Annotated in this window: 18 protein-coding genes; 14 read left to right on the forward strand and 4 right to left on the reverse strand. The window is 62.7% G+C overall.

All coding sequences use genetic code 11. From position 1 onward, the window contains the following. The first annotated feature begins 10 nt into the window (after window positions 1-10). The 10 genes from P3T40_RS23925 (at window position 11) to P3T40_RS23970 (ending at window position 9187) form a co-directional block, all read left to right on the forward strand. On the forward strand, window positions 11-424 hold the full coding sequence (locus P3T40_RS23925; protein ID WP_429270183.1) for a DnaJ family domain-containing protein: 414 nt from the start codon (window positions 11-13) through the stop codon (window positions 422-424). A gap of 185 nt (window positions 425-609) precedes the next feature. After that, entirely contained in the window at window positions 610-1134 is a 525-nt protein-coding gene (tadA, locus tag P3T40_RS23930) for a tRNA adenosine(34) deaminase TadA (protein WP_429270303.1), read from the forward strand. A 27-nt stretch (window positions 1135-1161) separates the two neighbouring features. Next, window positions 1162-2088, forward strand: a complete 927-nt coding sequence (gene ldcA, locus P3T40_RS23935; RefSeq protein WP_429270184.1) for a muramoyltetrapeptide carboxypeptidase — start codon at window positions 1162-1164, stop codon at window positions 2086-2088. 315 nt (window positions 2089-2403) lie between these two features. Beyond that, complete coding sequence (locus tag P3T40_RS23940; protein WP_429270185.1) at window positions 2404-3120, forward strand: GntR family transcriptional regulator; 717 nt, start codon at window positions 2404-2406, stop codon at window positions 3118-3120. Between the two features lie 351 nt (window positions 3121-3471). Further along, window positions 3472-4956 carry an NCS1 family nucleobase:cation symporter-1 gene (locus tag P3T40_RS23945; RefSeq protein ID WP_429270186.1) on the forward strand — a complete coding sequence of 495 codons (1485 nt, stop codon included), beginning with the start codon at window positions 3472-3474 and terminating at the stop codon, window positions 4954-4956. A 23-nt stretch (window positions 4957-4979) separates the two neighbouring features. After that, window positions 4980-5759, forward strand: a complete 780-nt coding sequence (locus P3T40_RS23950; RefSeq protein WP_429270187.1) for an aspartate/glutamate racemase family protein — start codon at window positions 4980-4982, stop codon at window positions 5757-5759. 335 nt (window positions 5760-6094) lie between these two features. Then, on the forward strand, window positions 6095-7045 hold the full coding sequence (gene puuE, locus P3T40_RS23955) for an allantoinase PuuE (protein ID WP_429270188.1): 951 nt from the start codon (window positions 6095-6097) through the stop codon (window positions 7043-7045). Then, window positions 7042-7563, forward strand: a complete 522-nt coding sequence (uraD, locus tag P3T40_RS23960; protein WP_429270189.1) for a 2-oxo-4-hydroxy-4-carboxy-5-ureidoimidazoline decarboxylase — start codon at window positions 7042-7044, stop codon at window positions 7561-7563. The genes puuE and uraD overlap by 4 nt, the downstream gene beginning before the upstream one ends. A gap of 101 nt (window positions 7564-7664) precedes the next feature. Next, window positions 7665-8675 carry an allantoicase gene (gene alc / locus P3T40_RS23965; protein ID WP_429270190.1) on the forward strand — a complete coding sequence of 337 codons (1011 nt, stop codon included), beginning with the start codon at window positions 7665-7667 and terminating at the stop codon, window positions 8673-8675. Further along, window positions 8675-9187, forward strand: a complete 513-nt coding sequence (locus P3T40_RS23970; protein WP_429270191.1) for an ureidoglycolate lyase — start codon at window positions 8675-8677, stop codon at window positions 9185-9187. Before alc ends, P3T40_RS23970 begins: the two co-directional genes overlap by 1 nt. Window positions 9188-9346: 159 nt before the next feature. Here P3T40_RS23970 and P3T40_RS23975 read toward each other — a convergent pair whose 3' ends face one another. The 3 genes from P3T40_RS23975 to uraH form a co-directional block, all read right to left on the reverse strand. Further along, window positions 9347-9616 carry a helix-turn-helix domain-containing protein gene (locus P3T40_RS23975; RefSeq protein WP_429270192.1) on the reverse strand — a complete coding sequence of 90 codons (270 nt, stop codon included), beginning with the start codon at window positions 9614-9616 and terminating at the stop codon, window positions 9347-9349. Window positions 9617-9863: 247 nt separating this feature from the next. Further along, entirely contained in the window at window positions 9864-11057 is a 1194-nt protein-coding gene (locus tag P3T40_RS23980; RefSeq protein ID WP_429270193.1) for a urate hydroxylase PuuD, read from the reverse strand. Window positions 11058-11416: 359 nt separating this feature from the next. Beyond that, complete coding sequence (uraH, locus tag P3T40_RS23985) at window positions 11417-11770, reverse strand: hydroxyisourate hydrolase (protein ID WP_090686492.1); 354 nt, start codon at window positions 11768-11770, stop codon at window positions 11417-11419. A 604-nt stretch (window positions 11771-12374) separates the two neighbouring features. Between uraH and P3T40_RS23990 the strand changes: the two genes are divergently transcribed. Then, window positions 12375-13805, forward strand: coding sequence for an 8-oxoguanine deaminase (locus P3T40_RS23990; protein WP_429270194.1), 1431 nt, complete (start codon window positions 12375-12377; stop codon window positions 13803-13805). A 151-nt stretch (window positions 13806-13956) separates the two neighbouring features. Here the strand turns inward: P3T40_RS23990 and P3T40_RS23995 are convergent, their stop codons facing one another. Continuing rightward, a complete protein-coding gene (locus tag P3T40_RS23995; protein WP_012433318.1) occupies window positions 13957-14889 on the reverse strand; it encodes a LysR substrate-binding domain-containing protein in 933 nt (310 codons plus the stop codon). A gap of 253 nt (window positions 14890-15142) precedes the next feature. Here P3T40_RS23995 and P3T40_RS24000 point away from each other — a divergent pair, with 253 nt between their 5' ends. From P3T40_RS24000 to P3T40_RS24010, 3 genes are all read left to right on the forward strand, one after another. Continuing rightward, window positions 15143-16756 (forward strand): ABC transporter ATP-binding protein, encoded by a 1614-nt coding sequence (locus tag P3T40_RS24000; RefSeq protein WP_429270195.1) that lies wholly within the window; start codon window positions 15143-15145, stop codon window positions 16754-16756. 100 nt (window positions 16757-16856) lie between these two features. Beyond that, the gene (locus P3T40_RS24005) at window positions 16857-17975 is read left to right on the forward strand and encodes an ABC transporter permease (RefSeq protein WP_429270196.1); all 1119 of its coding nucleotides are present in this window, start codon (window positions 16857-16859) and stop codon (window positions 17973-17975) included. Window positions 17976-17994: 19 nt separating this feature from the next. After that, a complete protein-coding gene (locus P3T40_RS24010; protein ID WP_429270197.1) occupies window positions 17995-18924 on the forward strand; it encodes an ABC transporter permease in 930 nt (309 codons plus the stop codon). Window positions 18925-18927 lie beyond the last annotated feature (3 nt).

The raw sequence follows: 18927 nt of genomic DNA on the forward strand, positions 1-18927 counted from the left end.
TGGACTGCAGATGAGATTGCTTGATGCGTTAGTTGAACAACGTATAGCCGCCGCGGCAGCGCGCGGCGAGTTCGACGATTTGCCGGGAGCGCGCGCCGCGCATGCGCTGGAGGACGACGTCCAGGTCCCTCAGGAAGTGCACGCCGCGAACCGTATCCTCAAGAATGCGGGATTTATGCCGCCCGCCGTCGAACAACTGCGGGCGCTGCGCGACCTGCACGACGAACTGAACGCGGTCAGCGATCGCGCCACCCGTTGCCGTCTCCATGCACGCATGCTTGCGCTCGACATGGCGCTCGAATCGCTGCGCGGCGGCCCGCTGGTCCTGCCGCGCGAGTATTGCCGGCGGATTGCCGAGCGGCTCTCCGAACGGGCAGCGGGCAGCGCGACCAGCGTGCCTGCCGGTGAGCCGGGGCCGCAGTGAGCGAGCCGCTCGCGAACCCCGCAGCGTTTGCAGGTTCGGCGGTCTCATCCGATGCGCTCGAGCTTGCCGCTAGCGAAGTCTCTTCCGGCGCCACACACGATCTTCCAGCCAGCGCCTGTGCCGGTACCGGCAGCGGCGAATCTGCTCCGGCTAGCCACGCTGCAACGGCCGACGAACCTCAGGCTATCCCAGTCTCCTTCTCGGAACGCGATCTCCACTTCATGAAGCTGGCCCAGGCCGCCGCTGAGGAAGCGCGTGCGGCAGGCGAAGTGCCGGTCGGTGCAGTGCTGGTTCGTGGCGACGAGGTCATCGCGAAGGGTTTCAATCATCCCATCGGGGCACACGACCCGTCCGCTCATGCCGAGATGGCCGCGCTGCGGGCCGCGGCGCAGGCCCTGGAAAACTACCGATTGCCTGGCTGCGAGTTGTACGTGACGCTTGAGCCTTGTTTGATGTGCGCCGGTGCGATCATGCACGCGCGCATCGCCCGCGTGGTGTTCGGTGCCCGAGATCCGAAGACGGGGGCGTGCGGCAGTGTGGTCGACGCGTTTGCCAATCCGCAGCTCAATCACCACACGACGGTGGTGGGCGGCGCGCTGGAAAGCGAATGCGCCGCTGCGCTCAAGTCATTCTTTGCAGACCGGCGGCGCGCCGTGCGGGAAGCGCGGGATGCAGCTCGGGGCGAACCTGGCCCCGCCGAGCCACTCTAAAAACTAACCCTTCCATCACTGCCGATCATGATCGCCCATCGCACTTTCGAATTGATCGCGCCTTCGGGCTACCCGCATGACCCGGAAGCGATTCACCGGGCGCTGCATCGTTTGCATGCGCAGGGGCATCGCGTCGAGGGCGTCAACGCAACCGAGCGCCGCTATCAGCGCTTCGCGGGTACAGACGGTGAGCGCGCCGCCGAGTTGAACCGGCTAGCCGACCCGGCGCGCAAGCTGCCGGATATCGTGCTCGCCGTGCGCGGCGGCTACGGCGCCGTGCGCATTCTGCATGGCCTCGACTATGATGGCTTGCAACGGCGGCTGACCGATCAGCCCATCGCGTTCGTCGGCCATAGCGATTTCACCGCAATCCAATTGGCGCTGCTGGCGCGTGCCGGCCTGAAGACCTTCGGCGGTCCGATGCTGATGGGCGACTTCGGCGCGGAAAGTCTTAGCGAGACCATGTCGCAGCACTTCTGGGAGGCGCTCACCAAACCGACCGTCACGCTGACGAGCACGGTGCCTCAAGTTCAGACGGTGGACGTCAGCGGCACGCTGTGGGGCGGCAATCTGGCCGTGCTGGCCTCGTTGGTCGGCACGCCTTATATGCCGCCGGTAGAGGGCGGCATCCTGTTTGTCGAGGACGTCAACGAACAGCCGTTCCGGCTCGAACGGACGCTCTATCAACTGCATCTGGCGGGGATTCTCGAGCGGCAACAGGCGCTGGTGCTTGGCGATTTCTCGGGAGGCAAGCCCTTCGAGTACGACAATGGCTACGACCTGAACGCGATGATCGAGCACATGCGCTCGGTGGTCGGCATTCCGGTAGTCACGGGTCTGCAGTTCGGACATATTCCGAACCTGGTGACGCTGCCGGTCGGCGCAGACGCGCATCTGGTCTCCAATGCGCATGGCTTCAAGCTAACGGCGTCGGGCTATCCGTACCTCAGTTGACGGGTGTGGCCGGAGCAAGGTGAAGCGGGCATTGCCCGCTTTTTTGCTGGCCACAAACGCAACTAACGGTCAAATGTTTGAAGCAGCCACAAACACTGGTGTGGGTGACGAGCGCAAATTTTGTTGACAAAATCCGCTATCAGAAAGGTGGCCGATTTCCACGAACCGGGCGCTTGGCCAAGCGGGGCGGGCCTTCGCGCAACGCCGATGGGCTCCGCCTATCGATCCGCCCTCCAATTGTCGAAAATTCAATATAGAAATTGTTGACAATCATTGTGTCCAACCTATGATGAGCAACATAACGGAACGCATACTATGTCGACCCCATCCTCCGCCACCTCGAATGGTTCGAAACCCGAAGCGATCGCTGAGCGCATCCGCGCCGCGATCCTCGAGCACCGGTTGGCGCCTGGGGCCAAGCTCACTGAAGCGCAGTTGTGCGAAGTATTCGACGTCAAGCGCGGACCGATCCGCCAGGCGCTCGCGTCATTGGCGACCGAACGGCTTGTCGATCTCGAGCCGAACCGTGGCGCCTTCGTCGCGAGTCCGTCGCTGCAGGAAGTGCACGAAGTGTTCGAGATGCGCCGCATCATCGAACTGGCGGTGGTGGAACGGATCTGCGCAGGGCATGGTCCGCGTCGTCTGAAGAATATCGGCAGCATGATCGGCCGCGAGCGCAAAGCGTTCGAAACGCGCGATTTTTCTGCGTGGATCCGCCTCTCGGGCGAGTTCCACACGGAGTTGGCATCGCTCACCGGCAATACGGTGTTGTGCGACTGCCTGAATGGACTCGTTGCACGCTCAACCTTGATTTCGGCTTTGTACGAATCACTCGGCCGCAGCCCGTGTTCGTTCGAAGACCATGAAGCGATTCTCGCCGCGCTCGACGCCGGCGATGCCAAGGCGGCGGCGGCCCTGATGTCGCGCCATTTGCAAAGCGTCGAACTGAAGATGCTCGACAGGCCGACCCGCGGCGCAGCGGATCTGCACGAAGTATTCGGCGCACGGCCGGGAAGTACCGCGGCAGCTTGATGTGACCTGCCCCAAGCGCGCCGGGCGGCGTGCGCAAAAAAGAGCGCGGCTACGCGCTGTACTAAACGTGAACTGATGAATCATCGCGAACTGGCGGTGTGGCGAACTTCGCCCATACGACCTGTACGCGGCTGCTCATAAAGAGTCGTGTAAACGCGAGAACGCTTCGGCGCGAGCCCGCGGCCAACGGCGAAGCGATAACAATAAGTGCTTAGGTGTACAGATAAGTACAGAGACAACCGCGGAGCCACGATGCGTGTGCTGACCAACCCAGCTGGGAAGGGCGTTGTGCGTATCGGATGCATTGCCCGTCGATCTGCAATCGACGGTCCCTATATTCAAGGAGGAGTCATGGCTCAGTTCAGTGCAGCACCGCATAATCCCGCTATCCCTGCCTTTAACGACGAGGGTCCGGCCGCCGACCCCGGCATGCCTGCCGGTTACAGCGAGCGACTCTATAACGAAGACCTCGCACCGCTGCGTCACCAGACCTGGAGCGCGTACAACATCTTCGCGTTCTGGATGTCCGACGTGCACAGCGTGGGCGGTTACGTGTTCGCCGGCAGTCTGTTCGCACTGGGTCTCACCAGTTGGCAGGTGCTGATTGCGTTGCTGGTCGGCATTACCATCGTCAACCTGTTGTGCAACCTGATCGCCAAGCCGAGCCAGCAGAACGGCGTGCCGTATCCGGTCGCGTGCCGCGCGACGTTCGGCGTGCTCGGCGCGAACCTTCCTGCGGTGATTCGCGGCCTGATCGCCGTTGCGTGGTACGGCATTCAGACCTATCTCGCGTCGAGCGCGCTTGTGATTGTGGTGCTGAAATTCTTCCCGCAACTGCTGCCCTATGCGGACGTACACCGCCATGGGTTCATGGGACTCTCCACGGTCGGTTGGGGCGGTTTCATGCTGCTGTGGGTGCTGCAGGCGCTGGTGTTCTGGCACGGCATGGAAACGATCAAGAAGTTTATCGATTTCGCCGGACCGGCTGTGTATGTGGTGATGTTCATCCTCGCCGGCTACATGGTGTGGCGTGCGGGCTGGCAGAACATCGGTATCAACCTGGGCGGCGTCAAATATCACGGGCTCGAAGTAGTGCCGGTGATGATCACGGCCATCTCGCTGGTGGTGTCGTATTTCTCGGGGCCCATGCTGAATTTCGGCGACTTTTCGCGCTACGGCAAGAGCTTCCGCAGCGTGAAGAGGGGCAACTTCTGGGGCTTGCCGGTCAACTTCCTCGCGTTCTCGCTCGTGACCGTGATCACGACCGCCGCCACGCTGCCGGTGTTCGGCCAGTTGATCACGGACCCGGTGGAAACGGTCGGTCGGATCGACTATCCGAGCGCCGTGATTCTCGGCGCGCTGACCTTTACGATTGCGACGATCGGGATCAATATCGTGGCTAACTTCGTTTCGCCGGCGTTCGATTTCTCGAACGTTGCGCCGCGCTTGATCAGCTGGCGCATGGGCGGGATGCTGGCGGCGGTCGCGTCGATTTTCATTACGCCGTGGAATCTGTTCAACAACCCGGCGGTGATTCACTACACGCTCGATGTGCTGGGTAGTTTCATCGGTCCTTTGTATGGTGTCCTGATCGTTGATTTCTATCTGGTGAGGCGTCAGAAGATTCTGCTGAACGATCTTTACACGGTGTCCGAAACGGGGGCGTACTGGTATCGCAACGGCGTGAATTACAAGGCCGTCGCCGCCTTGTTGCCCGCGGCGGTGATCGCAGTGATTTGCGTGATGGTGCCGTCGCTCAACGGCATGGCGAATTTTTCGTGGTTCATCGGCGCGGCGCTCGGCGCAGTGTTCTATCGCGCTTTGACCATCCGGTAAGCCAGTGGCAATAGGAGTTGAAGATGCGTATCAAACTGATCAACCCGAACACAACCCTGCGTATGACGGAGGCAATGGGGCGTTGCGCGAGGGAAGTCGTCGCACCCGGTACCGAGCTGATTGCGGTGAGCCCGTCCATGGGCCCGCCGTCGATCGAGGGCTATTACGACGAAGCGCTCGCCACCCCCGGCTTGCTGGCCGAGGTCGCAGCGGGCGAGCGCGAAGGTTGCGATGGTTACGTGATCGCGTGTTTCGGCGACCCGGGCCTGTATGCGGCGCGGGAACTGGCGCGTGGTCCCGTGATCGGCATTGCCGAAGCGGCGATGCACGCGGCCAGCGTGCTGGCGCCGGGTTTTTCCGTCGTGACGACGCTCTCGCGCACCTGCGGCATGGCCTGGCATCTGGCCGAGCGCTACGGCATGACGCGCTTTTGCCGCAACGTGCGCGCCACGGACGTCGCCGTGCTCGAGCTGGATCAGCCGGGGTCGGCGGCGCGCCGCATCATTCTCGACGAATGCCGTCGTGCGCTGGAAGAGGACGGTTCCGATGCCATCGTGCTCGGCTGCGCCGGGATGGCCGAACTCTGTGCTGAGATCGAGGATGCGCTGGGTGCGCCGGTTGTCGAAGGCGTGACGGCGGCGGTGAAGTGGGTGGAGGCGCTGGTGACGCTGCGGCTGGGTACCGCCAAGCGCGGCGACTACGCAAGGCCGCTTGCCAAACGCTACGACGGTGCGCTGGAAGCCTTCAGCCCGACGGAGGCGAATCCGAACCCGATGCCGGCGCGCGTTTCTCGCGTCGGCTAGGCAGAGCGTTGGGGACCGGGCATGACGATCGCAAAGACGCGAAAACGCGCGAAAGCGCCTCTCGAGGGCGGGTAAACGCTAGCGCGTCGCGGTCCCAAACCCCCAGCGGGCCGACGGCGCACATACATCCGGTCTGACACGCACTATCTGGCCGGGTGTATGGGCGCGCCGGGGTGTTTTCGCTACACTGGTTCCACCGGACGCTGGTGGCAATCAGTCGGCGTTTTCTGCTGTTTCCGCCCGTGCCGGCGCCAGTTTGAAGCGAATTTCAAGCGAGTTTCAAGCGAGTTTTCAAGTTCCATCACCCAGTTTTGTCACCACGCATTCGTCAAACCATGCCACTCGACTCGAACTATCCACGCGACCTGATCGGCTACGGCCGTCACCCAGTGCAGGCAAACTGGCCCGGACGGGCGCGCGTCGCGGTGCAATTCGTGCTGAATTACGAAGAGGGCGGCGAAAACTGCGTGCTGCATGGCGATCCGGGCTCGGAGCAGTTCCTGTCCGAGATTGTCGGTGCGGCGGCCTATCCGGCGCGCCACATGAGCATGGAGTCGATTTACGAATACGGCTCGCGGGCAGGTGTCTGGCGCATTCTGCGCGAATTCGAAAAGCGCGGTTTGCCGCTGACCGTATTCGGCGTCGGCATGGCCATTGAGCGTCATCCTGACCTCGGCCGTGCTTTTGTCGAATTGGGGCACGAGATTGCGTGCCACGGGTACCGCTGGATTCACTACCAGGACGTGTCGCCGGAGAAAGAGGCTGAACACATGCGCCTCGGCATGGAAGCGATCGAGCGTGTGACGGGCGAGCGTCCGCTTGGCTGGTACACCGGTCGCGACAGTCCCAATACACACCGTCTGGTCGCCGAATACGGCGGCTTTCTGTACGACTCGGATTACTACGGCGACGACCTGCCGTTCTGGATGGACCTCGAGGTCACCGGCGGCGCGAAGACGCCACACCTGATCGTGCCGTACACGCTCGACACCAACGATATGCGCTTTGCGAGCCCGCAAGGTTTCAATACCGCCGATCACTTCTTCACGTATCTGCGCGACGCGTTCGACGTGCTCTACGAAGAGGGCGACGAAGCACCGAAGATGCTCTCTATCGGCATGCACTGCCGGTTGCTGGGGCGCCCGGGCCGGTTCCGCGCGCTGCAGCGCTTCCTCGACCATATCGAACAGCACGATCGCGTGTGGGTCACGCGGCGTGTCGACATTGCGCGGCACTGGCGCGAACACCATCCTTACCAACAAAACAACCGCGGGGCTGCGGCATGAAGGCGATGCAATACACTCTGGACCAACTCAACCGCATCTCGACCGACGCGTTCGTCGCAGCGCTGTCGGGCATCTTCGAGCATTCGCCGTGGGTCGCGGAAGTCGCGGCTGAGCAGCGGCCTTTTGCGAGCATCGACGCGCTGCATCGCACGATGTCGAACGCCGTCGAAACAGCCGGTGAAGCGAAGCAGCTCGCGCTGATCAACGCCCACCCGGAGCTTGCAGGTAAGGCCGCGGTGCGCGGCGAACTGACGGCAGAGTCGACCCGCGAACAGAGCGGTGCGGGCCTCGCCCAGTGCACGCAGGAAGAATTCGACAAACTCGTGGGACTGAACGCGGCGTATCGCGAGAAATTCGGTTTCCCGTTCATTCTCGCGGTGCGCGGCTACGACCGCCACGGCATCATCGCCAACTTCGAAGCGCGCGTGAACAATAGCCGCACCGACGAACTGCGCGCGAGTCTCGACCAGATCTACCGTATCGCACGCTTTCGGCTCGACGACCTGATCGACGCGTAATCACGCGTTGGCATCAACCAGGCACGCGCAGGCGTTCACGCACGGCGCAAGTCTCGAAACGAAGCGTTTTCTAGCACTATTAGACAGGAAGGAAGACAAAGATGGCACTCCCGATTCTCGACCCCAACGCACCGGATTTCACACGCCGCTATGTGAACCTGGCGGACCCGCGTCTTGGCGCGCAGGCGCTCGAGGCTAGCGACGATTTCTTCGCGCCGAAGGAACGGATGCTGAATCCGGAACCTGCTGTCTTCATTCCGGGCAAGTACGACGATCACGGCAAGTGGATGGACGGCTGGGAAACGCGCCGCAAGCGCACCACCGGCTACGACTGGTGCGTGGTGAAGCTGGCGCGTCCGGGCGTGATCAAGGGTCTTGACCTCGATACGAGCCACTTCACGGGCAACTTCCCGCCGGCGGCTTCGGTGGAGGCCGCGCGCGTGGTGGACGGCCAGCCGAACCAGTCGACCCAGTGGACCGAAATCGTCCCGTCGACGACGCTGCAAGGCAACAGCCACCACTATCATGAAGTCAGCGACGCCAACGCGTACACGCACCTGCGCGTGAACATCTACCCGGACGGCGGGATTGCGCGCCTGCGTGTCTACGGCCAGCCGCAAGTGGACTGGGCCGGCGCGAGCCGCACCGAGCAGTTCGACCTGGCTGCGATGGAAAACGGCGCATATCTGGTCGCTGCGAACAACCAGCACTTCGGTGCAGCGTCGACGATCCTGATGCCGGGCCGTGGCGCGAACATGGGCGACGGCTGGGAAACCCGCCGCCGTCGCGAACCGGGTAACGACTGGGCGATCGTCGCGCTAGCGCAACCGGGCGTGATCAGGAAGATCGAAGTGGATACCGCGCACTTCAAGGGTAACTATCCGGACCGCTGCTCGATCCAGGCTGCATACGTGACGGGCGGCACCGACAGCTCGCTGATCACGCAAGCCATGTTCTGGCCGGTGCTGCTGGGCGAACAGAAGCTGAAGATGGACAACCAGCATTACTTCGAAAGCGAAGTGGCTTCACTTGGCCCGGTGACGCACGTGCGCTTTAACATCATTCCGGACGGCGGTGTCTCGCGTCTGCGTCTTTGGGGTACGCTCGCATAATGAAAACGCTCGCCATCGAACCGTTGACGAAGGATGCGTTCGCCCCGTTCGGCGACGTGATCGAACTCGAAGGCGCGAAGCAGATTCCGATCAACCTCGGCACCACCATCCGCTATCACGATCTCGCGAAAGTGGACGTGACGGACGAGGGCGGTCGGACGTTGGTGAACCTGTTTCGCGGCCAGCCGCGCGTGCTGCCGTTCGAGGTGAAGATGCTCGAGCGTCATCCGCTTGGTAGCCAGGCGTTTGTGCCGCTGAACGACAAGCCTTACCTGGTGGTGGTGGCGCCAGCCGGCGAGTTCGATCCGGCGCAGATTCGTGCGTTCGTGACGAGCGGCTGGCAGGGGGTGAACTATGCGAAAGGCGTGTGGCACCATCCGCTGATCGCGCTTGGCGATGTGAGCGATTTCATCGTGGTGGATCGCGGTGGAGATGGACTCAATCTCAATGAGCAGGATCTTGCCGAGTCGCTGTGGCTGACCGAGGATGCGTTGAGTACGGTGACGGTTTGATGGAGTAGCGTGCGACGCGTGCGTAGCGAGCAGATTAGTCGCAGGAGGAACAAAAACGCCCAAGGCACTTGCCTTGGGCGTTTTTTATTGGCGTGGCGTCATCAAAGGGGCGTAGCGAAGCATCGGCCGGAGCCGATTTCGCCGCCGGAATGGGACGGCTCATCGCGTAGGCGCCGGCTCTGCACGCTGCTCAATCAGGATGTCCTCAAGGGTGCGGCCATAGCCATGCTCAACGACCCTCAGATCGTATCCCGCTGCTTCGAGCAAACGCACGAGTGCTGACACACTCATATCGTGTCGCGCGAGCGTTTCCATGCGCGCCACGGTGGTACGGGCAACACCCGCGCGGCGCGCCAGTTCTTCCTGCGATACGCCTGCTTTGCGGCGGCAGTCTTTTAGCATGTCGGCGACGTCGGCGAGCGTGGTCATGTGTGGCCCCGGGGCATCAGATTGTGCGGAATGAGGCGATATAGTAGCCGTTGGGCTACATCTTGAATTACCTGAAAGCTCGATCGCGGCGGCAAACCTACACTGCCTGGTGCGTTATGCAGCGGAAGGGCAGCGTCGTCCTGGTACAACGAAAAACGGGCTTTCCGCTTCCGCGAAAAGCCCGCTGCTTGGCTGATGCCACCAACTACACCGGCCAGCCGCCATAGCGGCCGGCCCCTCAGCTACTTTACTTCAAAGCCCCAGCCTGGAACCACGCCGCAACTTTCTGACGTTCATCGTCCGTCATATGCGTCACGTTCCCGAGTGGCATTGCCTTCAGCGTCACCGCCTGCTGGTACAGGCGCTGCGCATTCTGCGAGATCTCATCGGGCGTGTCGAACATCACACCTGCCGGCGCGCTGCCCATCAAGGTCGGATGCGCGGAGTGGCACGCAGCGCAACGTTGCTGCAGAATCGGCGCAATGTCGGCGACCTTCAGTGTCGGCGCATTGGCAGCTTCGGCTTGCGGCACGACTGGCCTCGGCATCGTCCAGAAGAGGGCGCCGAACATCAGCGCAATCCCGACCAGCGGCAGATACCACAGCACCTGACCGCGGTGACGCATGACGAAGAACTGACGAATCAGTGCGCCGGCCATCATGATCATCGCGAGGATGATCCAGTTGTACTGGTTCGCGTACGTCATCGCGTAGTGGTTCGACAGCATCGCAAACACCACCGGCAGCGTGAAATAGGTGTTGTGCACCGAACGCTGCTTGCCGCGCTTGCCGTAGATCGGGTTCGGCGTGTCGCCCTTCAGCATCGCGTCGACCATCTTGCGCTGACCCGGAATGATCACGAAGAACACGTTAGCCGACATGATCGTCGCGAGCATTGCGCCGACGATCAGGTAGGCCGCGCGGCCCGCGAAGATATGGCAAGCAAGCCATGCGGCGAACAGCACGTAAAGGCCGACGCAAATGCCGAGCACCTTGTCCTTGTTACCCAGCACGCGGCACAGCGAGTCGTAGACGATCCAGCCGGCGGCAAGGAAGCCGAGCGCGGAGAAGACCGCCACCACCGGACCCATATCCAGCACGTTCGTGTCGATCAGGTAGGTGCTCGGCGAGAACAGATACAACACCGTGAAGAGGCTCGCGCCCGACAGCCACGTGGTGTACGACGGCCACTTCGACCAGTGCAGGTCGTCCGGCATTTCCGGCGGCGCGACGGTGTACTTCTGCATGTTGTAGAAGCCGCCGCCGTGCACGTGCCACAGTTCGCCGAACACGCCACGCCTGCGCTGGTTCGGGTCCGTAGGCGGTTTCAGGCTGTTGTCGAGTGCGACGAAATAGAACGATTCGCCGATCCAGGCGATCGCGGCGATGACGTGAAACCAGCGCAATGCCAGGTTCAGCCAGTCAGTGATAAAGCCTTCCATGAACTCCTCCACTTCTCATTCGTTGTCTACGCGGGCCGGCGGCGGCTCGATCCGGGTCAGTGACGACCTGGTTCCCAGGTCTGCCATGCGCCACTCGCGCAAACTGCTGTTAGGGGACGCGGTGCGCTCAGTTCGCACAGCGCCGTATTGCGGTTATTGGTTTGCCCCGATGGGTCAAAGCGATCGAGGTCAAACAGGGTGGCTCGCATTCGACTGCGCTTCGCAGGTGTCTCCAAGCATCTGCGAAATGCAGCGGTGGCGAAGTCGGTGAGGCGTAAGCCCGGCCCGGTTTCCATCCTGTATCTCCGCGGCGTCCTGGTTGCCCCTCAGTTGTCGCTCAGTTGCCGCTTAGCTGCCGCTTAACTGCCCCGATACGTGCTGTACGACCACGGCGACACCAGTAGCGGCACGTGGTAGTGCGCACCGGCATCGGCCACGCCAAAGCGCAGCACGACGCGATCGACGAAGCGCGGCTCCGGAACCTTGGTGCCGATCGAAGCGAAGTAGTCGCCGGCGCCGAACACGAGTTCGTATTCGCCTGCGACCAAAGCGTCGCCTTCGAGCAGCGGCTGGTCACAGCGGCCGTCGTCGTTGGTAAGGGTGGTTTTCAGCGCGCGGCGCGTATCGCCCGAGAGCGCGAAGAGTTCGACCTTGATGCCCGCGCCGGGACGGCCGTTGGCGGTGTCGAGCACATGGGTAGTGAGCTTTCCCATTCGCAATTTTCCTTATGTGGATGCGAGGTTTCGGCGGCGGCCCGATCCAGAATACGTTGCGGCGGATCGAGGCTCCACGTCAGTGGCTACATACCCGTCGGCGAATTGAAGCGAGCGCCGTGGCAACTATTTTAAGAAGGATGTTCCCCTCCGCGCACGAGCGATAGGAAAGATAATAGCTGGCGCATGACAGCCCGCTGTAAGGCTCGCCGCCACGCCTCGCAAACCTCGCGCAAACCCTTGTCGCGCGGTCACGAGCCCTGAATGACTGCTTGTCTCGATCCTACCGACGCCAAAAATGCCCACTATATCGGTGGCCTGAACCTGGGTATCGCAGTGGCGCATGTTGTCAGCGTTATTTTGGCCGTCGAAGGTTACGTCTGTGCGCAGCAGCAATGCGGCGCACCCCGAAGACGGCGTAGCACGCTGGGTAACCGGGCCAACGGCGTTCGAATGGACGCGGCGGCACGGCAGCGTGTCCGCCACATCGCGTTCGAACGACTTTGCACACGGTAGGGCGTACCGGCACAGCCGGTATCAGCCTCGCCGTTGCGGCCAGCTCGCAGGGCACGCCGTAACGGCAGCAACAAAGCGGAGAAAACGAATGACGATGGAACAGCAGGAAGGCGTAGGCGCAGGCGCAAACACAAGCGCAGGGGCAAGTGCATATAAACGCGGCAAAACGATGCTGGTCAGGCACGCGGACGTGCTGGTCACGATGGACGGCGCCCGGCGCGAGTTGCGCGACGGCGGCCTGTATATCGAGGACAACCGGATCGTCGCAGTCGGGCCGACGCCGGAGTTGCCGCAAACGGCCGACGAAGTGCTGGATATGCGTGGGCACCTGGTGATACCGGGCCTGATCAACACGCATCACCACATGTATCAAAGCCTGACGCGGGCGATTCCGGCCGCGCAGGACGCCGAGTTGTTCGGCTGGCTGACGAACCTTTACAAGGTGTGGGCGAATCTCACGCCGGAGATGATCGAAGTCTCGACGCTGACTGCGATGGCCGAGTTGCTGCTGTCCGGCTGCACGACCTCGAGCGACCATCTGTATATCTACCCGAACGGTAGCCGGCTCGACGACAGTATTGCGGCCGCACGCCGGATCGGCATGCGCTTTCATGCGGCGCGCGGCAGCATGAGCGTGGGGCAGAAGGACGGCGGATTGCCGCCGGATTCGGTGGTCGAGCGCGAACCGGACATTCTGAAGGACACGCAGCGCCTGATCGAGACGTATCACGACGAGGGACGTTACGCGATGCTGCGCGTGGTGGTCGCACCATGTTCGCCGTTTTCGGTGAGCCGCGACCTGATGCGCGAATCGGCGGTGCTGGCGCGGCAATACGGTGTCTCGCTGCACACGCACCTGGCGGAGAACGTCAACGATATTGCTTATAGCCGCGAGAAATTCGGCATGACGCCGGCGGAGTATGCGGAAGACCTCGGCTGGGTGGGGCACGACGTGTGGCATGCCCACTGCGTGCAACTGGACGACGCGGGAATTGAGTTGTTTGCACGGACCGGTACGGGCGTTGCGCATTGTCCCTGTTCGAATATGCGCCTGGCCTCAGGCATTGCACCGGTGAAGCGGATGCGGCTCGCGGGGGTGCCGGTAGGGCTTGGCGTGGACGGCTCGGCATCGAACGACGGTGCCCAGATGGTCGCGGAAGTGCGCCAGGCGCTGTTGTTGCAGCGGGTCGGCTTCGGTCCCGACGCGATGACCGCCCGCGAGGCGCTGGAGATCGCAACGTTGGGCGGTGCGAAGGTGCTCAACCGCGACGATATCGGCGCGCTGGCGCCGGGCATGGCGGCCGACTTTGTCTCGTTCGACCTGCGTCAACCGTTGTTTGCCGGCGCCTTGCATGATCCGGTGGCCGCACTGGTGTTCTGCGCACCGTCGCAGGTGTCGTATAGCGTGATCGGCGGGAAGGTGGTGGTGAAGGACGGGCAGTTGGCGACGCTCGAACTGGGCCCGGTGATCGAGCAGCACAATCGTCTGGCGAAAGCTCTGTATCAGGCCGCCGTTTAAGGTATTTGAGCTAATGCACCGATCGGGTCTATCGTGAACTTGGCTGCATAGTCGGACCGTGCAGATAGACCTGCATATGAAGAAGCAAAGCCTGACAGGTGTAAGCCAGGCACAACCTGGCGCCCGCGTCCCGTGACGCGGGCAACAAGACTTACGGTTTATCGATCAAGGTCTTGGTCGCTTCGGCAACCAGGCTTCTCAACCAGCGCACTTCGTCGGAGTAGTGAACCCGTTCGTGCCACAACTGGTAGTACTGCATCGGCGGGAAATCCAGCGGCGCGGGCACCACGGTCAGGGGCAGGAACTTCGCGTAGTAATCCGCAAAGAGCCGCGTCGTCGTGAAGATCAGGTCTGACTTGATCAGCACATACGGCGCGAGGTTGAAGTACGGCAGAGTCACGACGACATGACGCTTTAAGCGCTCGCGCGCGAGATGCACGTCGATCGCGCCGCGTTGGCCCACCGAATAGGGAGTAGGCGCAAGATGCGGAGCATTCAGATACTGGTCGAGCGTCAACCCGCCGCGCTTGGCGAACGGATGGGCGTTGCTCATCAGGCAGACGATCTGGTCGACAAACAGGTTCGACAGATGCAACTGCTCGGGCGGCTCCGGCCAGTTGCCGACCACGATATCGAGCTTGCCGTCTTCGAGCGCCAGTTCATAGTCGAACGCCGGCCCGAGCGAATGAAATTCAAGCGTCGCATTGGGCGCAGCCTGACGAAAACGCTCGACCACCGTCGGCACGAACAGCACGTTCAGATAGTCCGGGCAGCCGATCCGGTAGCAGCGAATCGAGGTCGCCGGATCGAAGTTGTGCTGCTGGAACTTGATGCGCTCGATTTCGCGCAGGGCGTTTTGCACCGGTTCGAGCAGACGCAGCCCGTACTCGGTCGGGACCATGCCGGACTTGCCGCGCACCAACAGCGGGTCGCCGGTGATGTCGCGCAGACGCCGCAACGCCGCGCTGATGGCGGGCTGGGACTGATTGAGTTTGACGGCCGCGCGCGTCACGCTGCGCTCCATCAGGAGGGTGTGCAAGACGCGTAATAAATATGTGTCGATCGCCTCGCGTTGCTGGCTCATGACTTCTCCGAAATATATGTTCTGGCTGATCGAACGGACCTTGGGGTATATGACTTTTAATATGAACGCAAAGATGCGTCAAGAGAGGGATACCCGCACAGCGCGCTCTGGCGCGGGTTTGCGGGAATTTTGGCGGCTCGACTGACAGGGTCGAATTAGGTATTGTCATTTCGATATAGCGAAGGAACGGCGCATTCGTCCGGGGCGCGCCGCCTCGTAGCAACAGACCGTCACAGGCGTATTACGGAAACTCATGGGCGATACTTCTTTTCATAACGGCGACGCCGCCGCGCAGTCTGCGGGCGGCCCGGCGATCCCGGCTACTGTGCCGCGCCTCGTGCTGGCGGGCATCACCAAGCAATATCCGGCCGTGCGGGCCAACGACGATGTGACGTTGATCGTCGCACCCGGCGAGATTCACGCGGTACTCGGCGAAAACGGCGCGGGCAAAAGCACGCTGATGAAGATCATCTACGGTGCGGTGCGCCCGGATGCCGGCGAGATCCGCTGGGAGGGGCAGGCGGTGGAGATCGCGAGCCCGGCGGCCGCGCGCAAGCTCGGTATCGGCATGGTGTTCCAGCATTTCTCGCTGTTCGAGACGCTGACGGTGGGCGAGAACATCGCACTCGCGCTCGACGAACCGTTCGACCTGAAAACGCTGGCGAGGCGCATCCGCGAGGTGTCGGCGGATTACGGCCTCGATATCGATCCGCAGCGCCACGTGCACAGCCTGACGGTGGGCGAGCGGCAGCGCGTCGAGATCGTGCGCTGTCTGCTGCAGAACCCGCGTCTTTTGATCATGGACGAACCGACTTCGGTGCTCACGCCGCAAGCGGTCCGCAAGCTGTTCGAAACGCTGCGGCGCCTCGCTGCGGAAGGCTGCAGCATTCTCTACATCAGCCATAAGCTCGACGAAATTCAGGAGCTATGCGACACCGCTACGGTGATGCGCGGTGGCCGCGTGACCGGTCATGTGAAGCCGCGCGAGGAAACCCACGCGTCGCTCGCGCAGTTGATGGTCGGCCATTCGCTGCCGGACTACACGCGCCGCACGCATACGCCGGGTGACGTGCTGCTCGACGTGAAGCATCTCTCGGCGGCGAGCGCCGATCCGTTCGGCACCTCGCTCGACGACGTCTCGTTCAGCGTGCATGCTGGCGAGATATTCGGCATCGCCGGCGTGTCGGGCAATGGCCAGGCGGAACTGCTCTCGGCGCTGTCCGGCGAGCAGTGCGGCACGCGCGCCGATGCGATCACGATCTGCGGCAAGCCCGCGGGCAGGCTCGGTGCAGGCGGACGCCGCTCGCTCGGCTTCGGCTTTGTGCCGGAGGAGCGCCTCGGTCGCGGTGCGGTGCCGGCCATGACGCTCGCAGAAAACGCGCTCCTGACCGGCTATCGTCAGAAGATGGTGAACTCCGGCTGGATCAAGGCCGGTGCCATGCGCGCTTTCGCAAAGAAATGTATCGACGCGTTCGACGTGCGCTGCGGCGGCACCGAGGCGCTCGCGCAGAGCCTGTCGGGCGGCAATCTGCAGAAGTACATCGTCGGACGCGAGATTTTGCAGGCGCCGAAGGTGCTGGTGGTTGCGCAGCCCACCTGGGGCGTCGATGTCGGCGCCGCGGCGTTCATTCGTCAGCAGTTGCTGGATCTGTCGGCGCGCGGCGTCGCGATTCTGGTGATCTCCGAAGAACTCGAAGAACTATTCGATATCTGCGATCGCATCGCGGTGCTCGCGCGCGGCCGGCTGTCGCCGGTGCGCGTCACCGGCGACACCAATGCCGAGGAGATCGGTCGATGGATGGCGGGCCTGTTCGGCGGCCGGGAAGAGGGCGCGGCGCCTTCGCCTGAGGAGCCGGCGCATGCCTAGCATGCCTACACCTCGAATGGCTCACGAGGCACCGTTATCGAACCCGTGGAACACCTGAAACCTCACGCTCACGAATAACCCTACGGCACCACGCAGACTCATGATCTTTCCGTATCGACTCGAAGCCCGCACCGCGCCCTCGCGCACGATGCAGCTCGCCGTGCCACTGATCGCCGCGCTGCTCACACTCGCGATCGGCTTCCTGATTTTCGGTCTTGTTGGCCGCGATCCGCTGGAGGCGATGCACGCGTTCTTTATCGAACCGCTTTCCAGCGTCAACGGTTGGTCCGAACTGTTGCTGAAAGCCTCGCCGTTGTGCCTGATTGGACTCGGGCTCGCCATCGGCTATCGGGCCAACGTCTGGAACATCGGCGCCGAAGGGCAGATGCTGCTCGGCGGCATTGCGGCAAGCGGCGTTGCGATCTATTTCGACCAGGCAAGCGGCTGGTGGATTCTGCCCACCATGATGCTGGCGGGTGTCGCGGGCGGCATGGTGTGGGCCGCGATTCCCGCGTTTCTGAAGAGCCGCTACAACACCAATGAGATCCTCACGAGCCTGATGCTCACCTATGTCGCCACCCAGTTGCTGATCTATCTGGTGAGCGGCCCGTGGCGCGATCCGCAGGGGATGAATTTCCCGCTCTCCGAGATGTTTAGCGGTGACGCGCTCTACCCGACGTTCTCCGGTGACTGGCACTGGAAATTCCTGCGCGGCACGCGTCTGAATGCATCGATCTTCGTCACGCTCGTGGCGATTCCGCTCGTGTGGCTGTTCATGCGCAAGAGCTTCGCCGGTTTCCGCATGAACGTGGGCGGCCTCGCGCCACTCGCCGCGCGCTATGCCGGTTTCTCGGACAAGAAGACCATCTGGACTTCGCTCCTCATCAGCGGCGGTCTTGCCGGCCTCGCGGGCATGGGGGAAATCGCCGGGCCGATTGGCCAATTGCAGGCCACCTGGTCGCCGGGCTACGGCTTCACGGCGATCATCGTCGTGTTCGTGGGGCGGTTGCATCCTGTGGGCATCGTGCTGGCCAGTCTCCTGATGGCGCTGCTGTACCTCGGCGGTGAAGCGGTGCAGACCTCGATGCAGTTACCGCAGGCGCTCTCCGGTGTGTTCCAGGGGCTGTTGCTGTTCTGCCTGCTGGGCGCCGATCTGTTTGTGAATTACCGCGTGCGCCGCCGTACGGCAGCGGCTCATGTGGCCAATGAAGCCCACTGATTTTCCCCGACCCGGTCTTATGGATATCCAACAAGCTAGCGCGCTCACCTCGAGCGCTGTCACCGCCGCGATTCCGCTGATGTTTGCAGGCGTGGGCGAACTCGTCACCGAGAAATCGGGGGTCCTCAATCTTGGCGTGGAAGGCATGATGCTGATGGGCGCTGTCAGCGGCTACGCGGTCACTGCCATCACCGGCGACCCGTGGCTCGGTGTGCTGGCTTCGATTGTGGCCGGGCTCGCCATGTCGCTGCTGTTCGGCTTCCTCACGCTGACCATGCTGGCCAATCAGGTCGCCACCGGTCTTTCGCTGACGATCTTCGGCATCGGGCTGTCGGCTTATGTCGGCAAGCCGTATACGTCGGCGGCCGTGCGTGCGTCGATCGATGTATGGGCCATTCCGCTGCTATCGAAGATTCCCGTGCTGGGGCCAGCCTTCTTCAGTCTGACGCCGCTCGACTACCTCGCGTTCATCATGTTCGCCGTGGTGGGCTGGTTTCTGTACCGCACCCGCGCGGGCCTCGTGCTGCGCTCGGTCGGCGAGTCGCCGCAGGTGGCGCACTCGGTGGGTTTCCCGGTGATTGGCGTGCGCTACGGCGCGGTCGCGTTCGGCGGCGGCATGGCGGGCCTGGCGGGCGGCTACTACTCGATCGTCAATCTGCACCTGTGGCAGGAGCAACTCACTTCGGGCCGCGGCTGGATCGCGCTGGCGCTGGTGGTGTTCTCCACATGGCGCCCGGGGCGTCTCCTGATCGGCGCGTTGCTGTTCGGTGCCGTCACCGGCCTGCAGTTCTACGCACAGGCGATCGGCGTACCGGTGCCCACTCAGTTCCTCGCGATGCTGCCGTATGTCGCGACGATCGTGGTGCTGGTGCTGATCTCGCGCAATCCGAACACGATCCGCCTGAACGCGCCGGCGTCACTCGGCAAGCCTTTCTTTGCGGCGGGTTAGCCG

Source organism: Paraburkholderia sp. EB58, assembly GCF_050436665.1.
Classification (GTDB): Bacteria; Pseudomonadota; Gammaproteobacteria; order Burkholderiales; family Burkholderiaceae; genus Paraburkholderia.